Genomic DNA, 15,947 nt, shown 5'->3' on the forward strand with positions numbered 1-15,947 from the left:
CCAAATGTCCGATCGCAGCGTCCGCCTTCAAGCTCTCAAGCAAGCCCTCAAAGAGCGCATCCTGATACTCGACGGCGGCATGGGCACGATGATCCAGAGCTACAAGCTCGAAGAACAGGATTATCGCGGCAAACGCTTCGCGGACTGGCCGAGTGACGTCAAGGGCAACAACGACCTGCTGGTGATCACCCGTCCGGACGTGATCGGCGGCATCGAGAAGGCCTATCTGGATGCCGGCGCCGACATCCTCGAAACCAACACCTTCAACGCCACGCGCATTTCCATGGCCGACTACGGCATGGAAGAACTGGCCTACGAACTAAACGTAGAAGGCGCACGTCTGGCGCGCAAGGTCGCCGACGCCAAGACCGCCGAGAACCCGGCCAAGCCACGTTTTGTCGCCGGCGTGCTCGGTCCTACGAGTCGCACCTGCTCGCTGTCGCCGGACGTCAACAACCCGGGCTACCGCAACGTCACCTTTGATGAATTGGTGGAAAACTACACCGAAGCCACCAAAGGCCTGATCGAGGGCGGCGCCGACCTGATCCTGATCGAAACCATTTTCGACACCCTCAACGCCAAAGCGGCGATCTTCGCTGTACAAGGCGTGTTCGAAGAGCTGCACCTCGAACTGCCGATCATGATTTCCGGGACCATCACCGATGCCTCCGGCCGCACCCTGTCGGGCCAGACCACCGAAGCGTTCTGGAACTCGGTGGCGCACGCCAAGCCGATTTCCGTCGGCCTCAACTGTGCGCTCGGCGCCAGTGAGCTGCGTCCATATCTGGAAGAGCTGTCGAACAAGGCCAGCACCCACGTTTCCGCGCACCCGAACGCCGGCCTGCCGAACGAATTCGGCGAGTACGACGAACTGCCGTCGGAAACCGCCAAGGTCATCGAAGAATTCGCCCAGAGCGGCTTCCTCAACATCGTCGGCGGCTGCTGCGGCACCACGCCGGGGCACATCGAAGCCATCGCCAAAGCCGTCGCCGGTTATGCGCCGCGTCAGATTCCGGACATCCCCAAGGCGTGCCGCCTCTCGGGTCTGGAACCGTTCACCATCGATCGCAGTTCGTTGTTCGTCAACGTCGGCGAACGTACCAACATCACCGGTTCCGCCAAGTTCGCCCGTCTGATCCGTGAAGACAACTACACCGAAGCGCTGGAAGTCGCCCTGCAGCAGGTCGAAGCCGGCGCGCAGGTGATCGACATCAACATGGACGAAGGCATGCTCGATTCGAAGAAGGCCATGGTGACCTTCCTCAATCTGATCGCCGGTGAGCCGGACATCTCGCGCGTACCGATCATGATCGACTCCTCTAAATGGGAAGTGATCGAAGCCGGCCTCAAGTGCATTCAGGGCAAGGGCATCGTCAACTCGATCAGCATGAAAGAAGGCGTCGAGCAGTTCATCCACCACGCCAAACTGTGCAAGCGCTACGGCGCGGCGGTGGTGGTGATGGCGTTCGACGAAGCTGGCCAGGCCGACACCGAAGCGCGCAAGAAAGAGATCTGCAAACGCTCCTACGACATTCTGGTCAACGAAGTCGGCTTCCCGCCGGAAGACATCATCTTCGACCCGAACATCTTCGCCGTCGCCACCGGTATCGAAGAACACAACAACTACGCTGTGGACTTCATCAATGCCTGCGCCTACATCCGCGACGAACTGCCGTATGCGCTGACCTCGGGCGGCGTGTCCAATGTGTCGTTCTCGTTCCGTGGCAACAACCCGGTGCGCGAGGCGATCCACTCGGTGTTCTTGCTGTACGCGATCCGCGCGGGCCTGACCATGGGCATCGTCAACGCCGGTCAGTTGGAGATCTACGACCAGATCCCGCAAGAACTGCGCGACGCCGTTGAAGACGTGATCCTCAATCGCACCCCGGAAGGCACCGACGCCCTCCTCGCCATCGCCGACAAGTACAAGGGCGATGGCAGCGTCAAGGAAGCCGAGACCGAAGAGTGGCGCAGCTGGGAGGTCAACAAGCGTCTGGAACATGCGCTGGTCAAAGGCATCACCACGCACATCGTTGAAGACACCGAAGAATCCCGTCAGTCGTTCGCCCGCCCGATCGAAGTGATCGAAGGCCCGCTGATGTCCGGCATGAACATCGTCGGTGACCTGTTCGGTGCCGGCAAAATGTTCCTCCCGCAAGTGGTGAAATCCGCCCGCGTGATGAAGCAGGCCGTGGCGCACTTGATCCCGTTCATCGAACTGGAAAAGGGCGACAAGCCAGAAGCCAAGGGCAAGATCCTCATGGCCACGGTGAAAGGCGACGTCCACGACATCGGCAAGAACATTGTTGGCGTGGTGCTCGGTTGCAACGGCTATGACATCGTCGACCTCGGCGTGATGGTCCCGGCAGAGAAGATTCTGCAGGTGGCCAAAGAGCAGAAGTGCGACATCATCGGCCTGTCCGGCCTGATCACGCCGTCGCTGGATGAAATGGTTCACGTTGCTCGCGAGATGCAGCGTCAGGATTTCCACCTGCCGCTGATGATCGGTGGCGCGACCACCTCCAAAGCGCACACCGCGGTGAAGATCGAGCCGAAGTACAGCAACGATGCGGTGGTTTACGTGACCGACGCCTCCCGCGCGGTGGGCGTTGCCACACAGTTGCTGTCGAAAGAATTGAAGGCCGGTTTCGTCGAGAAGACGCGCCTGGAATACGTCGATGTACGCGAACGCACCGCCAACCGCAGTGCCCGCACCGAGCGCCTGAGCTACGCCGCCGCCATCGCCAAGAAGCCGCAGTTCGACTGGGCGAATTACCAGCCCGTCAAACCGACGTTCACCGGCAGCAAGGTGCTGGACAACATCGACCTCAAGGTCTTGGCCGAATACATCGACTGGACGCCGTTCTTCATTTCGTGGGACTTGGCCGGCAAGTTCCCGCGCATCCTTGAAGACGAAGTGGTCGGTGAAGCCGCCACCGCGCTGTACAAGGACGCGCAGGAAATGCTCGCCAAGCTGATCGACGAGAAGCTGATCAGCGCCCGCGCGGTGTTCGGCTTCTGGCCGGCCAATCAGGTGCATGACGACGACATCGAGTTGTACGGCGATGACGGTCAGACATTGGCCAAACTGCATCACCTGCGTCAGCAGATTATCAAGACCGATGGCAAACCAAACTTCTCGCTGGCCGACTTCGTTGCGCCGAAAGACAGCGAAGTGACTGACTACGTCGGTGGTTTCATCACCACCGCCGGTATCGGCGCCGAAGAAGTGGCGAAGGCTTATCAGGACGCTGGCGACGATTACAACTCGATCATGGTCAAAGCCCTCGCCGACCGTTTGGCCGAAGCCTGCGCCGAATGGCTGCACCAGCAAGTGCGTAAAGAACACTGGGGTTATGCCAAGGACGAAGTGCTCGACAATGACGCGCTGATCAAAGAGCAATACAGCGGCATCCGCCCTGCTCCGGGTTACCCGGCCTGCCCGGATCACACCGAGAAGGCAGCGTTGTTTGCCCTGCTCGATCCGGAAGCTGAAGAGATGCGCGCCGGTCGCAGCGGCGTGTTCCTCACCGAGCACTACGCGATGTTCCCGGCGGCAGCGGTCAGCGGCTGGTACTTCGCCCATCCGCAGGCGCAGTACTTTGCCGTGGGCAAGATCGACAAGGATCAGGTCGCCAGCTACACCTCGCGCAAAGGCCAGGAGTTGAGCGTGACCGAGCGCTGGCTGGCGCCGAACCTGGGTTACGACAACTAATCCAGCTTCAACGCATCACCCTGTGGGAGCGAGCCTGCTCGCGAAAGCGGTCGATCAATCAACAGTGATGTTGACTGACACGACGCATTCGCGAGCAGGCTCGCTCCCACAGTTCGTTTTGCAGTGTTCTTGAGAGGGTTGGCTATGCTTGTCTGACACACACGGCAGACGAGGGATTTATGGACGATCCAGTCGACAACAAACCGCCGACCTTCTGGCAGATGCTGCACAGCGTGATGGCGGCGGCGTTCGGGGTGCAGAGCGGCAAGAACCGGGCAAGGGACTTCACCCATGGCAAGCCCAGCCATTTCGTGGTGCTGGGCATTCTGTTCACCGCAGTGTTTGCACTGACGCTGTTTGCCATCGTCAAACTGGTGCTGCATTTCGCCGGGGTTTGACGAATCAGCGCATCAGGGTTTGCAGGGTGAACGGATAGCGGTAGGAATCCGACTGCCCCTTGGCTGAGAGCTTGCGGAAATTCACGCCGTAGTGCGGCGACTTGCCCATGGCCAGCATTTGTCGAGCGTGCGGTTTGTCGATCAGTTGCAGCAACGGAATCTGCCGGTCGCGGCCGCCGTAGTGATTCAGTTCGACGCCTTGCTCGACGTCATGCAACTCAACCAACGCCCAGCCACCCAAGGTGAAATGCCCGCCGACCAACGCGCTCAGGCGCCCGTCGACCAGTGCCTGCAAAGCCGCCGGCGACGTATTGACCGCGCTGAACAAGGCATCTTTGCCGGGGACCTTGCCCGTCTCGGCATACGCACGCATCGCGCCGAAGGCCATTTCATCATTGGCCGACCACACCAGCGACACTTTCGGATAACGCGCAAACAACTGTTTGGCCTGTTCATAGGCGCGTTCCTGGGTCCAGCCGCTGTAAACCAGCTGGCGCAAGCGGGTCTGCGGATGTTCGGCCAACGCCCGCTGCATGCCGCGCTCACGCAGCTGCGCCGAGGGGGTGACCTTCAGGCCGGAGAACGCCAACACTTCAATCGGCTCAGCGTTTGCCGACGACGGATGCAGGCGGATCAGCTCCTTCATCATCAAGTAACCGCCCTCCTCGTCGTTCGGCACCAGGCTGCCGATGCGGTCGGCACGCTCACCGACCAACGCCTGCTGGTCCGGGGTCAGCGCGGCGTTGACCATAAACAGTTTTACGCCACTGTTCTCGGCCAGACGCAGGATCTGCGGCGCGACGTATTGTTCGTTGACGAAAATCAGGTACTCGGGACGATTCGGCCCCTGCAACGCCAAGCGCGCCTGCGCCAGGGTCAGTTCGGGCTGGCGTTGGGAATAGAGGATCTGCAAGTCGATACCCAGATCATGGGCGGCCGCCTGCATGAATTGCGAATAGCTGACCCAAAAGGCTTCCTGCGTCGAACCCGGGTTCAAAAACAGCACGGACTCCGCCCGCGCGCCGCTCTGGAACAGTGCGCTGAACAGCAGAAGACTGAAGTGGAAAAACTTGAACATGAAGCATCCGGGCCCAAGGAAAAATGGCCGCGCATTATAGCCCTCGATCTACCGGCTATTGATGCCTGATCCCGCTTTTTGTCCGACAATTCGTCGGGCACGGGCCCGGATGGGTCGTTTACTGATGGCTGACCCAGAATACCGCTGTCCCTACTACGAGAATGATCAGGAACAAAATGGCCCACGCATCGACACTGCTGTCGCTTTTTCTTGCCTTGGTCGGGTTGCTCATTGCATCGCCTCTTGTCGGTTTTATCGGTGATTGCAGAAAGACTCGACCACAGTTAAGACGATGATTGTCCGCACGACAAATGTGGGTTAGTTGACAGCCATTCTCGTTAGGCGATTTGGTTCTTTACATATACTCAAACATCACTTTTGCGCATAACTGCAAACGGGTATATTGCCCCGGCTCCTCTAGGGAGTGCGCGGCCGTGCGCGCAGAATTGCAGAGGCAAAATCGGACTCCAGCACGCGAAAACGCAGCGTTTTCCGAGTAGCCCAAGCCTGAGAACAGGACTTATATGTACGTATACGACGAGTACGATCAGCGGATCATCGAGGACCGCGTCAAGCAGTTCCGTGATCAGACCCGACGCTATCTGGCAGGTGAGCTGAGCGAAGAAGAATTCCGCCCCCTGCGCCTGCAAAATGGCCTGTACATCCAGCGCTTCGCGCCGATGTTGCGGGTGGCGGTGCCTTACGGCCAACTGACTTCGCGTCAGACGCGCATGATGGCCAAGATTGCCCGCGACTACGACAAGGGCTACGCCCACATCAGTACGCGGCAGAACGTGCAGTTCAACTGGCCGGCGGTGGAAGACATCCCGGACATTCTGGCTGAACTGGCGACCGTGCAGATGCACGCGATCCAGACCAGCGGCAACTGCCTGCGCAACGTCACTACCGACCAGTTCGCCGGCGTCGCTGCCGACGAAGTGATCGACCCGCGCCCATGGTGCGAAATCGTTCGTCAGTGGACTACATTCCACCCGGAATTCGCCTACCTGCCGCGCAAATTCAAGATCGCCGTCAACGGTTCGACTGCTGACCGCGCCGCCATTGAAGTCCATGACATCGGCCTTGAGCCGGTGCACAACGCCGCTGGCGAACTGGGTTTCCGTGTGTTGGTGGGTGGCGGCCTCGGCCGTACGCCAGTGGTTGGCGCGTTCATCAACGAATTCCTGCCGTGGCAGGACTTGTTGAGCTACCTCGACGCCATCCTGCGCGTGTACAACCGCTACGGCCGTCGCGACAACAAATACAAGGCGCGGATCAAGATCCTCGTCAAAGCGCTCACGCCGGAAGTGTTCGCGCAGAAAGTCGATGCGGAAATGGAGCACCTGCGCGGTGGCCAGACCACATTGACCGACGCCGAACTGCAGCGTGTCGCCAAGCACTTCGTCGATCCGGACTACAAGGCGCTGGACAACCAGACCGCGCAACTGGCCGATCTCGACAAGGAGCATCCGGGTTTCGCCCGCTGGCGTACCCGCAACACCCTGGCGCACAAGAAGCCGGGCTATGTCGCCGTGACCCTGTCGCTGAAGCCGACCGGCGTTGCCCCGGGCGACATCACCGACAAGCAGCTCGACGCCGTCGCCGATCTGGCCGACCGCTACAGCTTCGGTCAGCTGCGCACCTCGCACGAACAGAACATCATTCTCGCCGACGTCGAACAAAGCCAGCTGTTCACCCTGTGGGGCGAACTGCGTGAAGGCGGTTTCGCCACGCCGAACATCGGCCTGCTGACCGACATCATCTGCTGCCCTGGCGGTGATTTCTGCTCGCTGGCCAACGCCAAGTCGATCCCGATTGCCGAGTCGATCCAGCGCCGCTTCGACGACCTCGACTACCTGTTCGACATCGGCGAGCTGGACCTGAACATCTCCGGTTGCATGAACGCCTGTGGTCACCACCACGTCGGCCACATCGGCATCCTCGGGGTGGACAAGAAAGGCGAAGAGTTCTATCAGGTCTCTCTCGGCGGCAGCGCCAGCCGTGATGCGAGCCTGGGCAAGATCCTCGGCCCGTCCTTCGCTCAGGAAGCCATGCCTGACGTGATCTCGAAGCTGATCGACGTGTACGTTGAACAACGTACCGAAGACGAGCGCTTCATCGACACTTACCAGCGTATTGGCATCGACCTCTTCAAGGAACGCGTCTATGCAGCGAATCATTAAGAACAACGAGGTCGTCGACGAAACCTGGCACTTGCTGCCCAAGGATTTCAACATCGACGAGATCAGCAACTGCGACGACTTGATCGTGCCGCTGCAACTGTGGCGCGAACACAGCCGCATGCTCAAGGCCCGCGACGGTGGCCTGGGTGTGTGGCTGGACGCTGACGAAGAAGCCGAAGAAATCGGTGAAGACGTCGCCGAGTTTCAGGTGATCGCGCTGAATTTCCCGGCGTTCACCGACGGCCGCAACTACTCCAACGCCCGTCTGCTGCGTGACCGTTACGGTTTCAAAGGTGAACTGCGGGCGATTGGTGATGTGCTGCGCGATCAGCTGTTCTATATGCATCGCTGCGGTTTCGATGCCTTTGCCATCCGTGCGGACAAAGACCCGTACGAAGCGCTGGAAGGCCTCAAGGACTTCTCGGTGACCTATCAGGCCGCCACCGACGAACCGCTGCCGCTGTTCCGTCGCCGCTAAGTCTTCAGGTTTAGCGCGGACAAAAAAACGCCGGTCATATGACCGGCGTTTTTTTATGCCTGTTCGAGTTACCAGAAGCGCTGCTGGGTCAGGCGACTCCACCAGCTCAGCAGTACGCGGTCGACCGAGCCGCTGGCGGCCATGCCGATACGCTCCTGCAAGCTTTTGCGCTCGGCGTAGTGCAGGTGATAGACCTCAGCCTTTTTCGCCCGGTCGGCCAAATATTCATCACTGGTCTTGAGCTCATCGACCAGTTGCTTATCCAGCGCCGCGACGCCGAGCCAGACTTCACCGGTCGCCACGTCGTCTATCGCCAGTTGCGGGCGATAGCGGGCGACGAAGTTCTTGAACAGCTGATGAGTGATGTCCAGGTCTTCCTGAAACTTCTCGCGGCCCTTCTCGGTGTTTTCGCCAAACACGGTCAGGGTGCGTTTGTACTCGCCGGCGGTGAGGACTTCAAAGTCGATGTCGTGCTTTTTGAGCAAGCGGTTGACGTTGGGCAACTGCGCCACCACGCCGATCGAACCGAGAATCGCGAACGGCGCACTGATGATCTTCTCGCCGATGCACGCCATCATGTAGCCGCCACTGGCCGCAACCTTGTCGATGCACACGGTCAATGGCACGCCGGCCTCGCGAATACGCGCCAGTTGCGACGACGCCAGGCCGTAGCTGTGAACCATGCCGCCACCGCTTTCCAGCCTCAGGACCACTTCGTCTTTTGGCGTGGCCAAGGTCAGCAGCGCGGTGATTTCATGGCGCAGGCTTTCAGTGGCCGAGGCTTTGATGTCACCGTCGAAATCGAGGACGAATACGCGGGATTTGGTCTCGGGTTTGCTCTTGCGTTTCTTCTCGCTTTTCTCGGACTTGGCTTCGCCTTTACGCAAGGCCTTTAACTGATCCTTGTCGAGCAAGGTCTGCTCCAGCCGCTCACGCAGGCCTTTGTAGAAATCATTGAGTTTGCTGACCTGCAACTGACCGGCCGATTTGCGCCGGCCCTTGCTGCGCAATGCAGCAAAACTGGCCAGCACCACCAGAATGGCGATCACCAGGGTAACGGTCTTGGCCAGGAAGCTGGCGTATTCGGTGAAAAACTCCACAGAGACTCCTTAAACGATGCGCGGATGTGAGGCACACGCGGGATGGCTCCAGCATACCCATGCGCCAGCTTGTCGGCCAGCCGTGAAACCTCTGGCAACACCCCTGTAACGGGCATTTCAAACAAGCGTATGTTTTTTCATTGACAGCTACCCGTCATCCTCATAACCTCGCCACAACCTTCAACGTACCGGGATGACGCGGACGTGGGCAGCATCTACTTGATTCGACATGGCCAGGCCTCCTTTGGTGCAGACGACTATGACGTCCTGTCGCCGACCGGTGTGCGCCAGGCAGAAATCCTCGGTCAGCACCTCGCTGAACTGGGTATCAGCTTCGATCGCTGCCTCGCCGGTGACCTGCGTCGCCAGCAGCACACGGCCACCAGCGCGCTGGCGCAATTCACCGCCAAAGGGCTGCCAATACCGACGCTGGAAACCGATTCCGCCTTCAACGAGTTCGATGCCGACGCGGTGATCCGCGCCCTGCTCCCGGACATGCTGGCAGACGAGCCGGAAGCTCTCGACATCCTGCGCAACGCCGCGCAGAACCGTGGTGAATTCCAACGCATTTTCGCCCTGATCATCGAGCGCTGGCTGGCCGGCACTTATGACACACCGGGGCTGGAAAGCTGGCTGGGTTTCGTCGAACGGGTTCAGGCCGGGCTGCAGCGGATTCTCGATCTGGCCGATAAAAACCAGAAAATCGCCGTGTTCACCTCCGGCGGCACCATCACCGCCCTGCTCCACCTCATTACGCAAATGCCTGCGAAACAGGCCTTTGAATTGAACTGGCAAATCGTCAACACCTCGCTCAACCAGCTGAAGTTCCGCGGTCGCGAGGTGGCTTTGGCCTCCTTCAACAGTCATGCACATCTGCAACTGCTGAAGGCTCCGGAACTCATCACTTTTCGCTGAGTCCGGTTAGCTGTGAACCTTGCTGTAATCAACCAGCTCTTATTACCAAGAAAGGATCGAACCATGACCTCCGTAGCTGATGCCGTAAAAGCAATGCAAGCCAAGTTCAATCCAGCCGCTGCTGCCGGTCTGGATCTGGTCTTCGGTTTCAACATCACCGACGAAGACAAGCAGTACTCGCTGATCGTAAAAGACGGCACTTGCGACATCCAGGAAGGCGAAAACCCGGACGCCAACTGCACGCTGGTGCTGGACAGCGAAACCCTGAAAGGTATCGTCAGCGGTGAAACCGACGGCATGCAGGCTTTCATGGGCGGCAAGCTGCGCGTTGAAGGCGACATGATGCTGTCGATGAAACTGTCCGAGCTGTTCCCGTCGTAATAGCGACGTTCAGTGACACAAAGATCCCGCCTTCATGGCGGGATTTTTACATTTGAGCGCTGAGAATTACTGCTCGCACTCAAGACCTGTGGGAGCGAGCTTGCTCGCGAAGGCGTCAACTCAGTCGACATCACCGTTGCCTGTCACATCGCATTCGCGAGCAGGCTCGCTCCCACATTTGATACGGGGTCGTCAGTAAACGAAGCGGCCAGTAACTCTCGGGTATACGGATGCTGCGCTGCATGAAACAGCGCATTCGTCTCACCACGCTCCACCACTTCACCGTCCTTCATCACAATCAAGTCATGCGCCAACGCGCGCACCACCGCCAGATCGTGACTGATGAACAGATAGGTCAAGCCGTGTTCCGCCTGCAAACGCCGCAACAGCGCGACAATCTGCTTCTGCACCGTGCGATCCAGTGCCGACGTCGGTTCATCCAGCAGGATCAAGTCGGGCTTGAGCACCAGCGCCCGGGCAATCGCGATGCGTTGCCGCTGACCACCGGAAAACTCATGGGGATAGCGATGCCGTGTGACAGGGTCGAGACCGACTTCACGCAACACATCGATCACCGCCCGTTCGCGCTCAGCGGCGGTCAGATCGCTGTGCACCTGTAAACCTTCAGCGATGATCTGCTCCACGCACAGGCGTGGGCTGAGGCTGCCGAACGGATCCTGAAACACCACTTGCAGGCGTTTGCGCAGCGGCCGGAGTTGCTTGCCGCTCAACTGCTCCAGCGCCTCGCCTTGAAAGCGAATACTGCCTTGGGCATCGAGCAAACGCAGAATCGCCTGACCCAACGTCGACTTGCCGGAACCGGACTCGCCAACGATACCCAAGGTCTTGCCGCGCTGAAGATTCAAATCAATGCCATTGACCGCGTGCAAGTACGACTTCGCGCGCAGCCATCCGCCGCCCAAACGGAAGCGTACATTGAGATCGCGCACCTCCAGCAAATCCTCAGCGGGTTCCCGACACAACGCCTCGCCACCCGGTTCGGCGTTGAGCAACTCAATGCTGTAAGGATGTTGCGGCGCACTGAACAACTGTTCACACGACGCCTGTTCGACAATCACCCCGCCACGCATGACCGCCACCCGCTGAGCGATGTTGCGCACCAGATTCAGATCATGACTGATGATCAACAGGGCCATGCCCAGCCGTTCTTGCAGCTCCTTGAGCAACAGCAGAATCTTGCGTTGCACGGTTACGTCCAGTGCTGTAGTCGGTTCGTCGGCGATCAGTAACTGCGGCTCGCAGGCCAGCGCCATGGCGATCATCACCCGTTGCCGTTGTCCGCCCGACAGTTGATGTGGATAGGCCTTGAGCCGTTCGCGCGGGCGTTGAATGCCCACCAGCTCCAGCAACTGCAAAATCCGTTGGCGCGCCGCCGCCCCAGCCAGCCCCTTGTGCAGCGCCAGGCTTTCGCCCAACTGCCGCTCAATCGTGTGCAAAGGGTTCAGTGAACTCATCGGCTCCTGAAAAATCATCGCGATGCGGTTGCCACGCAATTGCCGCAAGTAGCGTTCATGCACGCCGAGCAGTTCTTCGCCGGCATAACGAATGCTGCCGTCAATTCGCGTGATGGCAGGGTCAAGCAATTGCAGAATGCTGTGCGCCGTCACCGATTTACCGGAGCCGGATTCCCCAACCAGCGCCACGCACTCGCCGGGGCGGATATCGAGGTCGATGCCATGCACCACGGGCTGGCCATTGAACGCGACACGCAGGTCACGTATTTCGATCAAATGTTCAGGCATCTCAAATCCTCGGATCAAACGCATCGCGGCAGGCTTCGCCGATGAATACCAGCAGTGAAAGGATCAGCGCCAAGGCAAAGAACGCGGTGAGGCCAAGCCACGGCGCTTGCAGATTGCTCTTGCCCTGGCCAATCAACTCACCCAGCGAAGCACTGCCGGCCGGCATGCCGAAACCGAGAAAATCCAGCGCCGACAAGGTTGCAATCGCCCCGGTGAGAATGAACGGCAGATAAGTCAGCGTCGCGCTCATGGCATTGGGCAGGATGTGCCGAACGATCACCTGCGCATCGCCGACACCCAGTGCACGCGCGGCTTTCACGTATTCCAGACCGCGACTGCGCAGGAACTCGGCGCGCACCACATCGACCAGGCTCAACCAGGAAAACAGCGCCATGATCCCCAGCAACCACCAGAAGTTGGGCTCGACAAACCCGGACAGAATGATCAGCAGGTACAACACCGGCAGCCCCGACCAGACCTCCAGCAAACGTTGACCGATCAGGTCGACCCAACCGCCGTAATAACCCTGCAATGCCCCGGCGGCGATGCCAATCACTGCACTCGCCGCGGTCAGCGCCAAGGCAAACAACAGCGATATGCGCGTGCCGAATATCACCCGTGCCAGCACGTCGCGCGCCTGATCATCAGTGCCCAGCCAGTTGTCGCCACTGGGCGGGCTCGGTGCCGGCTCCGTGAGGTCGTAATTGACCGTGTCGAACGCGAACGGGATCGGCGCAAACCACAACCGCCCGCCCTGCCCCTCGATCAATTGCCGCACCTGCGCGCTGCGATAGTCCGGTTGAAACGGCAGTTCACCGCCAAAGTCCTGCTCGGTGTAGCGCTTGAACGCCGGGAAATACCAGTCGCCCTGATACGTCACCAGCAGCGGTTTGTCATTGGCCACCAACTCACCGCCGAGGCTCAGGCCGAACAGCGCGAGAAACAGCCACAACGACCACCAGCCGCGCCGATGTGCCTTGAACCGCGCCCAGCGACGCTGGCTAATTGGAGATAACGTCAGCATCAGGCAGCCCTCGCGGTGAAGTCGATACGCGGGTCAACCAGCGTGTAACAAAGGTCGCCGAGCAGTTTTATCAGCAGGCCGAACAAGGTGAAGATGAACAGCGAACCGAACACCACCGGATAGTCGCGCGCGACCGCTGCTTCGTAACTGAGACGGCCGAGACCATCGAGGGAAAAGATCACTTCGATCAGCAACGAGCCGCCGAAGAACACCGTCACCAACGCTTGCGGCAAACCGGCGACGACCAGCAGCATCGCATTGCGAAACACATGGCCGTACAACACCTGCCGTTGACTCAGTCCCTTGGCGCGCGCGGTCACCACGTACAGTCGCGAGATCTCGTTGAGAAAACTGTTCTTGGTGAGGATCGTCAACGTGGCGAAACCACCGATGACCAAGGCAGTCACCGGCAGCACCAAGTGCCAGAAATAGTCGGCCACCTTGGCCCACGGCGACAGTTCGGCGAAGTTGTCCGAGACCAGCCCGCGCACCGGAAACCAGTCCAGCGCCGTGCCACCGGCAAACACCACGATCAGCAGCAGTGCGAAGAGAAATCCCGGCAGCGCATAACCGATGATGATCGCCACGCTGCTCCAGACATCGAACGCCGAGCCGTTGTGCACGGCTTTGCGAATGCCCAGCGGAATCGACACCAGATAGGTGATCAGCGTCGCCCAAAGGCCCAGCGACAAGGTCACCGGCAGTTTCTGCCAGATCAATTCGGTGACGCTGGCACCGCGAAAGAAACTCTGGCCGAAGTCCAGTTGCGCATAGCTTTTGAGCATCAGCCACAAGCGCTCGCTGGCGGGCTTGTCGAAGCCGTACTGACGCTCGATATCAGCCACCAGTTTCGGGTCCAGCCCCCGGGTGGCGCGAGACTCGCCCCCGACGGTTTCGACATGGCTGGAACCGACCGCCGCGCCCACGCCAATCCCCTGCAAGCGCGCAATGGCCTGCTCGACCGGGCCACCGGGCGCGGCTTGCACGATAACGAAATTGACCAGCAGGATCGCCAGCAAGGTCGGCACGATCAGCAGCAGACGCCGCAGGCTATAACCCCACATGGGCGTACTCCTTGTGCATCTGCGTTGTGGTCAGTGCGGTCGGGCTGATTTCCCACCAGGTGTCGAGGCCGGCGTCATACAGCGGGGCAATCGCCGGTCGGCCGAAGCGGTTCCACCACACCGTGGAAATCCCTGGCGGGTAATAGTTGGGCACCCAGTAATAGCCCCACTGCAACACCCGATCCAGCGCATGAGCATGGCGCAGCAGACTCTCGCGATTGTCGGCCTGCACCAGCCCTTCGAGCAGTGCATCGACGGCCGGATCGCGCAGCACCATGTAATTGTTCGAGCCGGGATCAGCGGCACCGTCGGAGCCGAAGTAATTGAACATCTCGCGCCCCGGTGCCTGACTCACCGGGTAACCGGCGACGATCATGTCGTAGTCGCGATTGCGCACGCGGTTGGTGTATTGCGCGGTGTCGACCTGGCGGATATCGAAGCCGATGCCGATCTGCGCCAGGTTGCGTTTGAACGGTAACAACAGCCGTTCGAAACCTTTCTGGCCATTGAGAAACGTGAAGTGCAGCGGCTCGCCATTGGCGTTCACCAACTGATCGCCCTGAGGTTTCCAGCCAGCGGCCTCCAGCAGTTTCAGCGCCTGCAATTGTTCCGCGCGGATGTTGCCACTGCCGTCGGTTTTCGGTGCTTCAAACACCGTGGTGAACACTTCATCGGGAATCTGCCCGCGCAACGGCTCAAGAATCTTCAGCTCTTCGGCATCCGGCAATGCAGTAGCCGCCAGTGCGCTGTGGGAGAAGAAGCTACGCTGACGCAGGTACATGCTGCGCATCATTTGCCGGTTGCTCCATTCGAAATCCCAGAGCATGGCGATCGCCTGACGCACGCGACGATCCTGAAACGGCGGTTTCTGCAGGTTGAACACAAAGCCCTGCGCGCCTTGCGCGGCACCCGGTGCGAGATGTTCACGAAGCAATTTGCCTTGCTCGAGTGCAGCGCCCGCGTAGCCGATGGTGTAACTGGTGGCAGAGAATTCGCGGTTGTAATCGAAGCCGCCGGCCTTGAGCACCTGCCGCGACACGTCGGTGTCGGCGAAGAACTCCACGCTCAGTTGATCGAAGTTGTAGAGGCCGCGAGTGATCGGCAGATCCTTGGCCCACCAGTCCCGCACCCGCTGGAATTTCACGCTGCGCCCGGCATCCACCGCGCTGATGCGATACGGGCCACTGCCCGGCGGAATTTCGAAACCGCCGCCCTCGGCGAAATCGCGGGTGCGCCACCAATGCTCGGGCAGCACCGGCAGTGTCGCCAGATCCAGCGGCAAGGTGCGGCTGTCGTTGTTCTTGAAGAGGAAGCGCACTTGCGTCGGCGACTCCACAACGACTTCAGCGACATCGCGAAACTGCTGGCGGTATTTGAGGCTGCCCTGAGTGGTGAACAGCTCGAAGGTGTAGCGCACGTCTTCGGCGGTGATCGGCGTGCCGTCGTCGAAACGCGCCTTCGGGTTCAGGTAGAAGCGTATCCAGCGGCGATCCGGATCCAGCTCCATCTGCTGCGCCACCAGACCGTAGACGCTGTAGGGTTCGTCCTTGCTGCGATAGGCCAGTGGCGCGTAGAGCCAGCCATCGATGTCGGCCACGCCGGTGCCTTTGTCGGTGTAAGGAATCAGGTGGTCGAACGGGCCGCTTTCTAGGGAAGATCGGCGCAGGCTGCCGCCCTTCGGCGCGTCGGGGTTGGCGTAGGCCAGGTGCTGGAAGTCGGGGGCGTATTTGGCGGGTTCGCCGTAGACCGTTAACGCCGGTTGCGGGGCGGCCCAACTGAACGGCGTTAAAAGCGCGAAAGCGCTGAACAAAATGAGCCTGGAGAACATGGGCAGATCCTTTTACTCGG

Annotated in this window: 12 protein-coding genes; 6 read left to right on the plus strand and 6 right to left on the minus strand. The window is 59.9% G+C overall.

Annotated elements, in window-relative coordinates; genetic code table 11:
• The first annotated feature begins 4 nt into the window (after positions 1–4).
• A complete protein-coding gene (metH, locus tag KBP52_RS04955; protein WP_212622235.1) occupies positions 5–3,715 on the plus strand; it encodes a methionine synthase in 3,711 nt (1,236 codons plus the stop codon).
• A 179-nt stretch (positions 3,716–3,894) separates the two neighbouring features.
• A complete protein-coding gene (locus KBP52_RS04960) occupies positions 3,895–4,113 on the plus strand; it encodes a DUF2970 domain-containing protein (RefSeq protein WP_008080467.1) in 219 nt (72 codons plus the stop codon).
• 4 nt (positions 4,114–4,117) lie between these two features.
• Here KBP52_RS04960 and KBP52_RS04965 read toward each other — a convergent pair whose 3' ends face one another.
• Positions 4,118–5,191: an ABC transporter substrate-binding protein gene (locus KBP52_RS04965; RefSeq protein WP_212622236.1), complete on the minus strand. Its 1,074-nt coding sequence runs from the start codon at positions 5,189–5,191 to the stop codon at positions 4,118–4,120.
• Positions 5,192–5,715: 524 nt separating this feature from the next.
• Here KBP52_RS04965 and KBP52_RS04970 point away from each other — a divergent pair.
• A complete protein-coding gene (locus tag KBP52_RS04970) occupies positions 5,716–7,374 on the plus strand; it encodes a nitrite/sulfite reductase (protein WP_034152311.1) in 1,659 nt (552 codons plus the stop codon).
• A complete protein-coding gene (locus KBP52_RS04975) occupies positions 7,358–7,852 on the plus strand; it encodes a DUF934 domain-containing protein (RefSeq protein WP_038368934.1) in 495 nt (164 codons plus the stop codon). Before KBP52_RS04970 ends, KBP52_RS04975 begins: the two co-directional genes overlap by 17 nt.
• 68 nt (positions 7,853–7,920) lie before the next feature.
• Here KBP52_RS04975 and sohB read toward each other — a convergent pair whose 3' ends face one another.
• Positions 7,921–8,952: a protease SohB gene (gene sohB, locus KBP52_RS04980; protein WP_212622237.1), complete on the minus strand. Its 1,032-nt coding sequence runs from the start codon at positions 8,950–8,952 to the stop codon at positions 7,921–7,923.
• 204 nt (positions 8,953–9,156) lie between these two features.
• Here sohB and KBP52_RS04985 point away from each other — a divergent pair, with 204 nt between their 5' ends.
• Complete coding sequence (locus tag KBP52_RS04985) at positions 9,157–9,867, plus strand: histidine phosphatase family protein (protein ID WP_212622238.1); 711 nt, start codon at positions 9,157–9,159, stop codon at positions 9,865–9,867.
• A gap of 63 nt (positions 9,868–9,930) precedes the next feature.
• A complete protein-coding gene (locus KBP52_RS04990; protein WP_007912567.1) occupies positions 9,931–10,248 on the plus strand; it encodes an SCP2 sterol-binding domain-containing protein in 318 nt (105 codons plus the stop codon).
• A gap of 143 nt (positions 10,249–10,391) precedes the next feature.
• On the opposite strand, the gene KBP52_RS04995 is transcribed toward KBP52_RS04990, so the two are convergent.
• The 4 genes from KBP52_RS04995 to KBP52_RS05010 are packed head-to-tail and all read right to left on the minus strand — an operon-like array spanning position 10,392 to position 15,927.
• Positions 10,392–12,011: an ABC transporter ATP-binding protein gene (locus tag KBP52_RS04995; RefSeq protein WP_212622239.1), complete on the minus strand. Its 1,620-nt coding sequence runs from the start codon at positions 12,009–12,011 to the stop codon at positions 10,392–10,394.
• 1 nt (position 12,012) lies between these two features.
• Positions 12,013–13,035 (minus strand): ABC transporter permease, encoded by a 1,023-nt coding sequence (locus KBP52_RS05000; RefSeq protein WP_212622240.1) that lies wholly within the window; start codon positions 13,033–13,035, stop codon positions 12,013–12,015.
• Positions 13,035–14,099: a microcin C ABC transporter permease YejB gene (locus KBP52_RS05005; protein ID WP_150651230.1), complete on the minus strand. Its 1,065-nt coding sequence runs from the start codon at positions 14,097–14,099 to the stop codon at positions 13,035–13,037. The genes KBP52_RS05000 and KBP52_RS05005 overlap by 1 nt, the downstream gene beginning before the upstream one ends.
• On the minus strand, positions 14,086–15,927 hold the full coding sequence (locus KBP52_RS05010) for an extracellular solute-binding protein (protein WP_212622241.1): 1,842 nt from the start codon (positions 15,925–15,927) through the stop codon (positions 14,086–14,088). The genes KBP52_RS05005 and KBP52_RS05010 overlap by 14 nt, the downstream gene beginning before the upstream one ends.
• Positions 15,928–15,947 lie beyond the last annotated feature (20 nt).

Source organism: Pseudomonas sp. SCA2728.1_7 (assembly GCF_018138145.1).
Classification (GTDB): Bacteria; Pseudomonadota; Gammaproteobacteria; order Pseudomonadales; family Pseudomonadaceae; genus Aquipseudomonas; species Aquipseudomonas koreensis_A.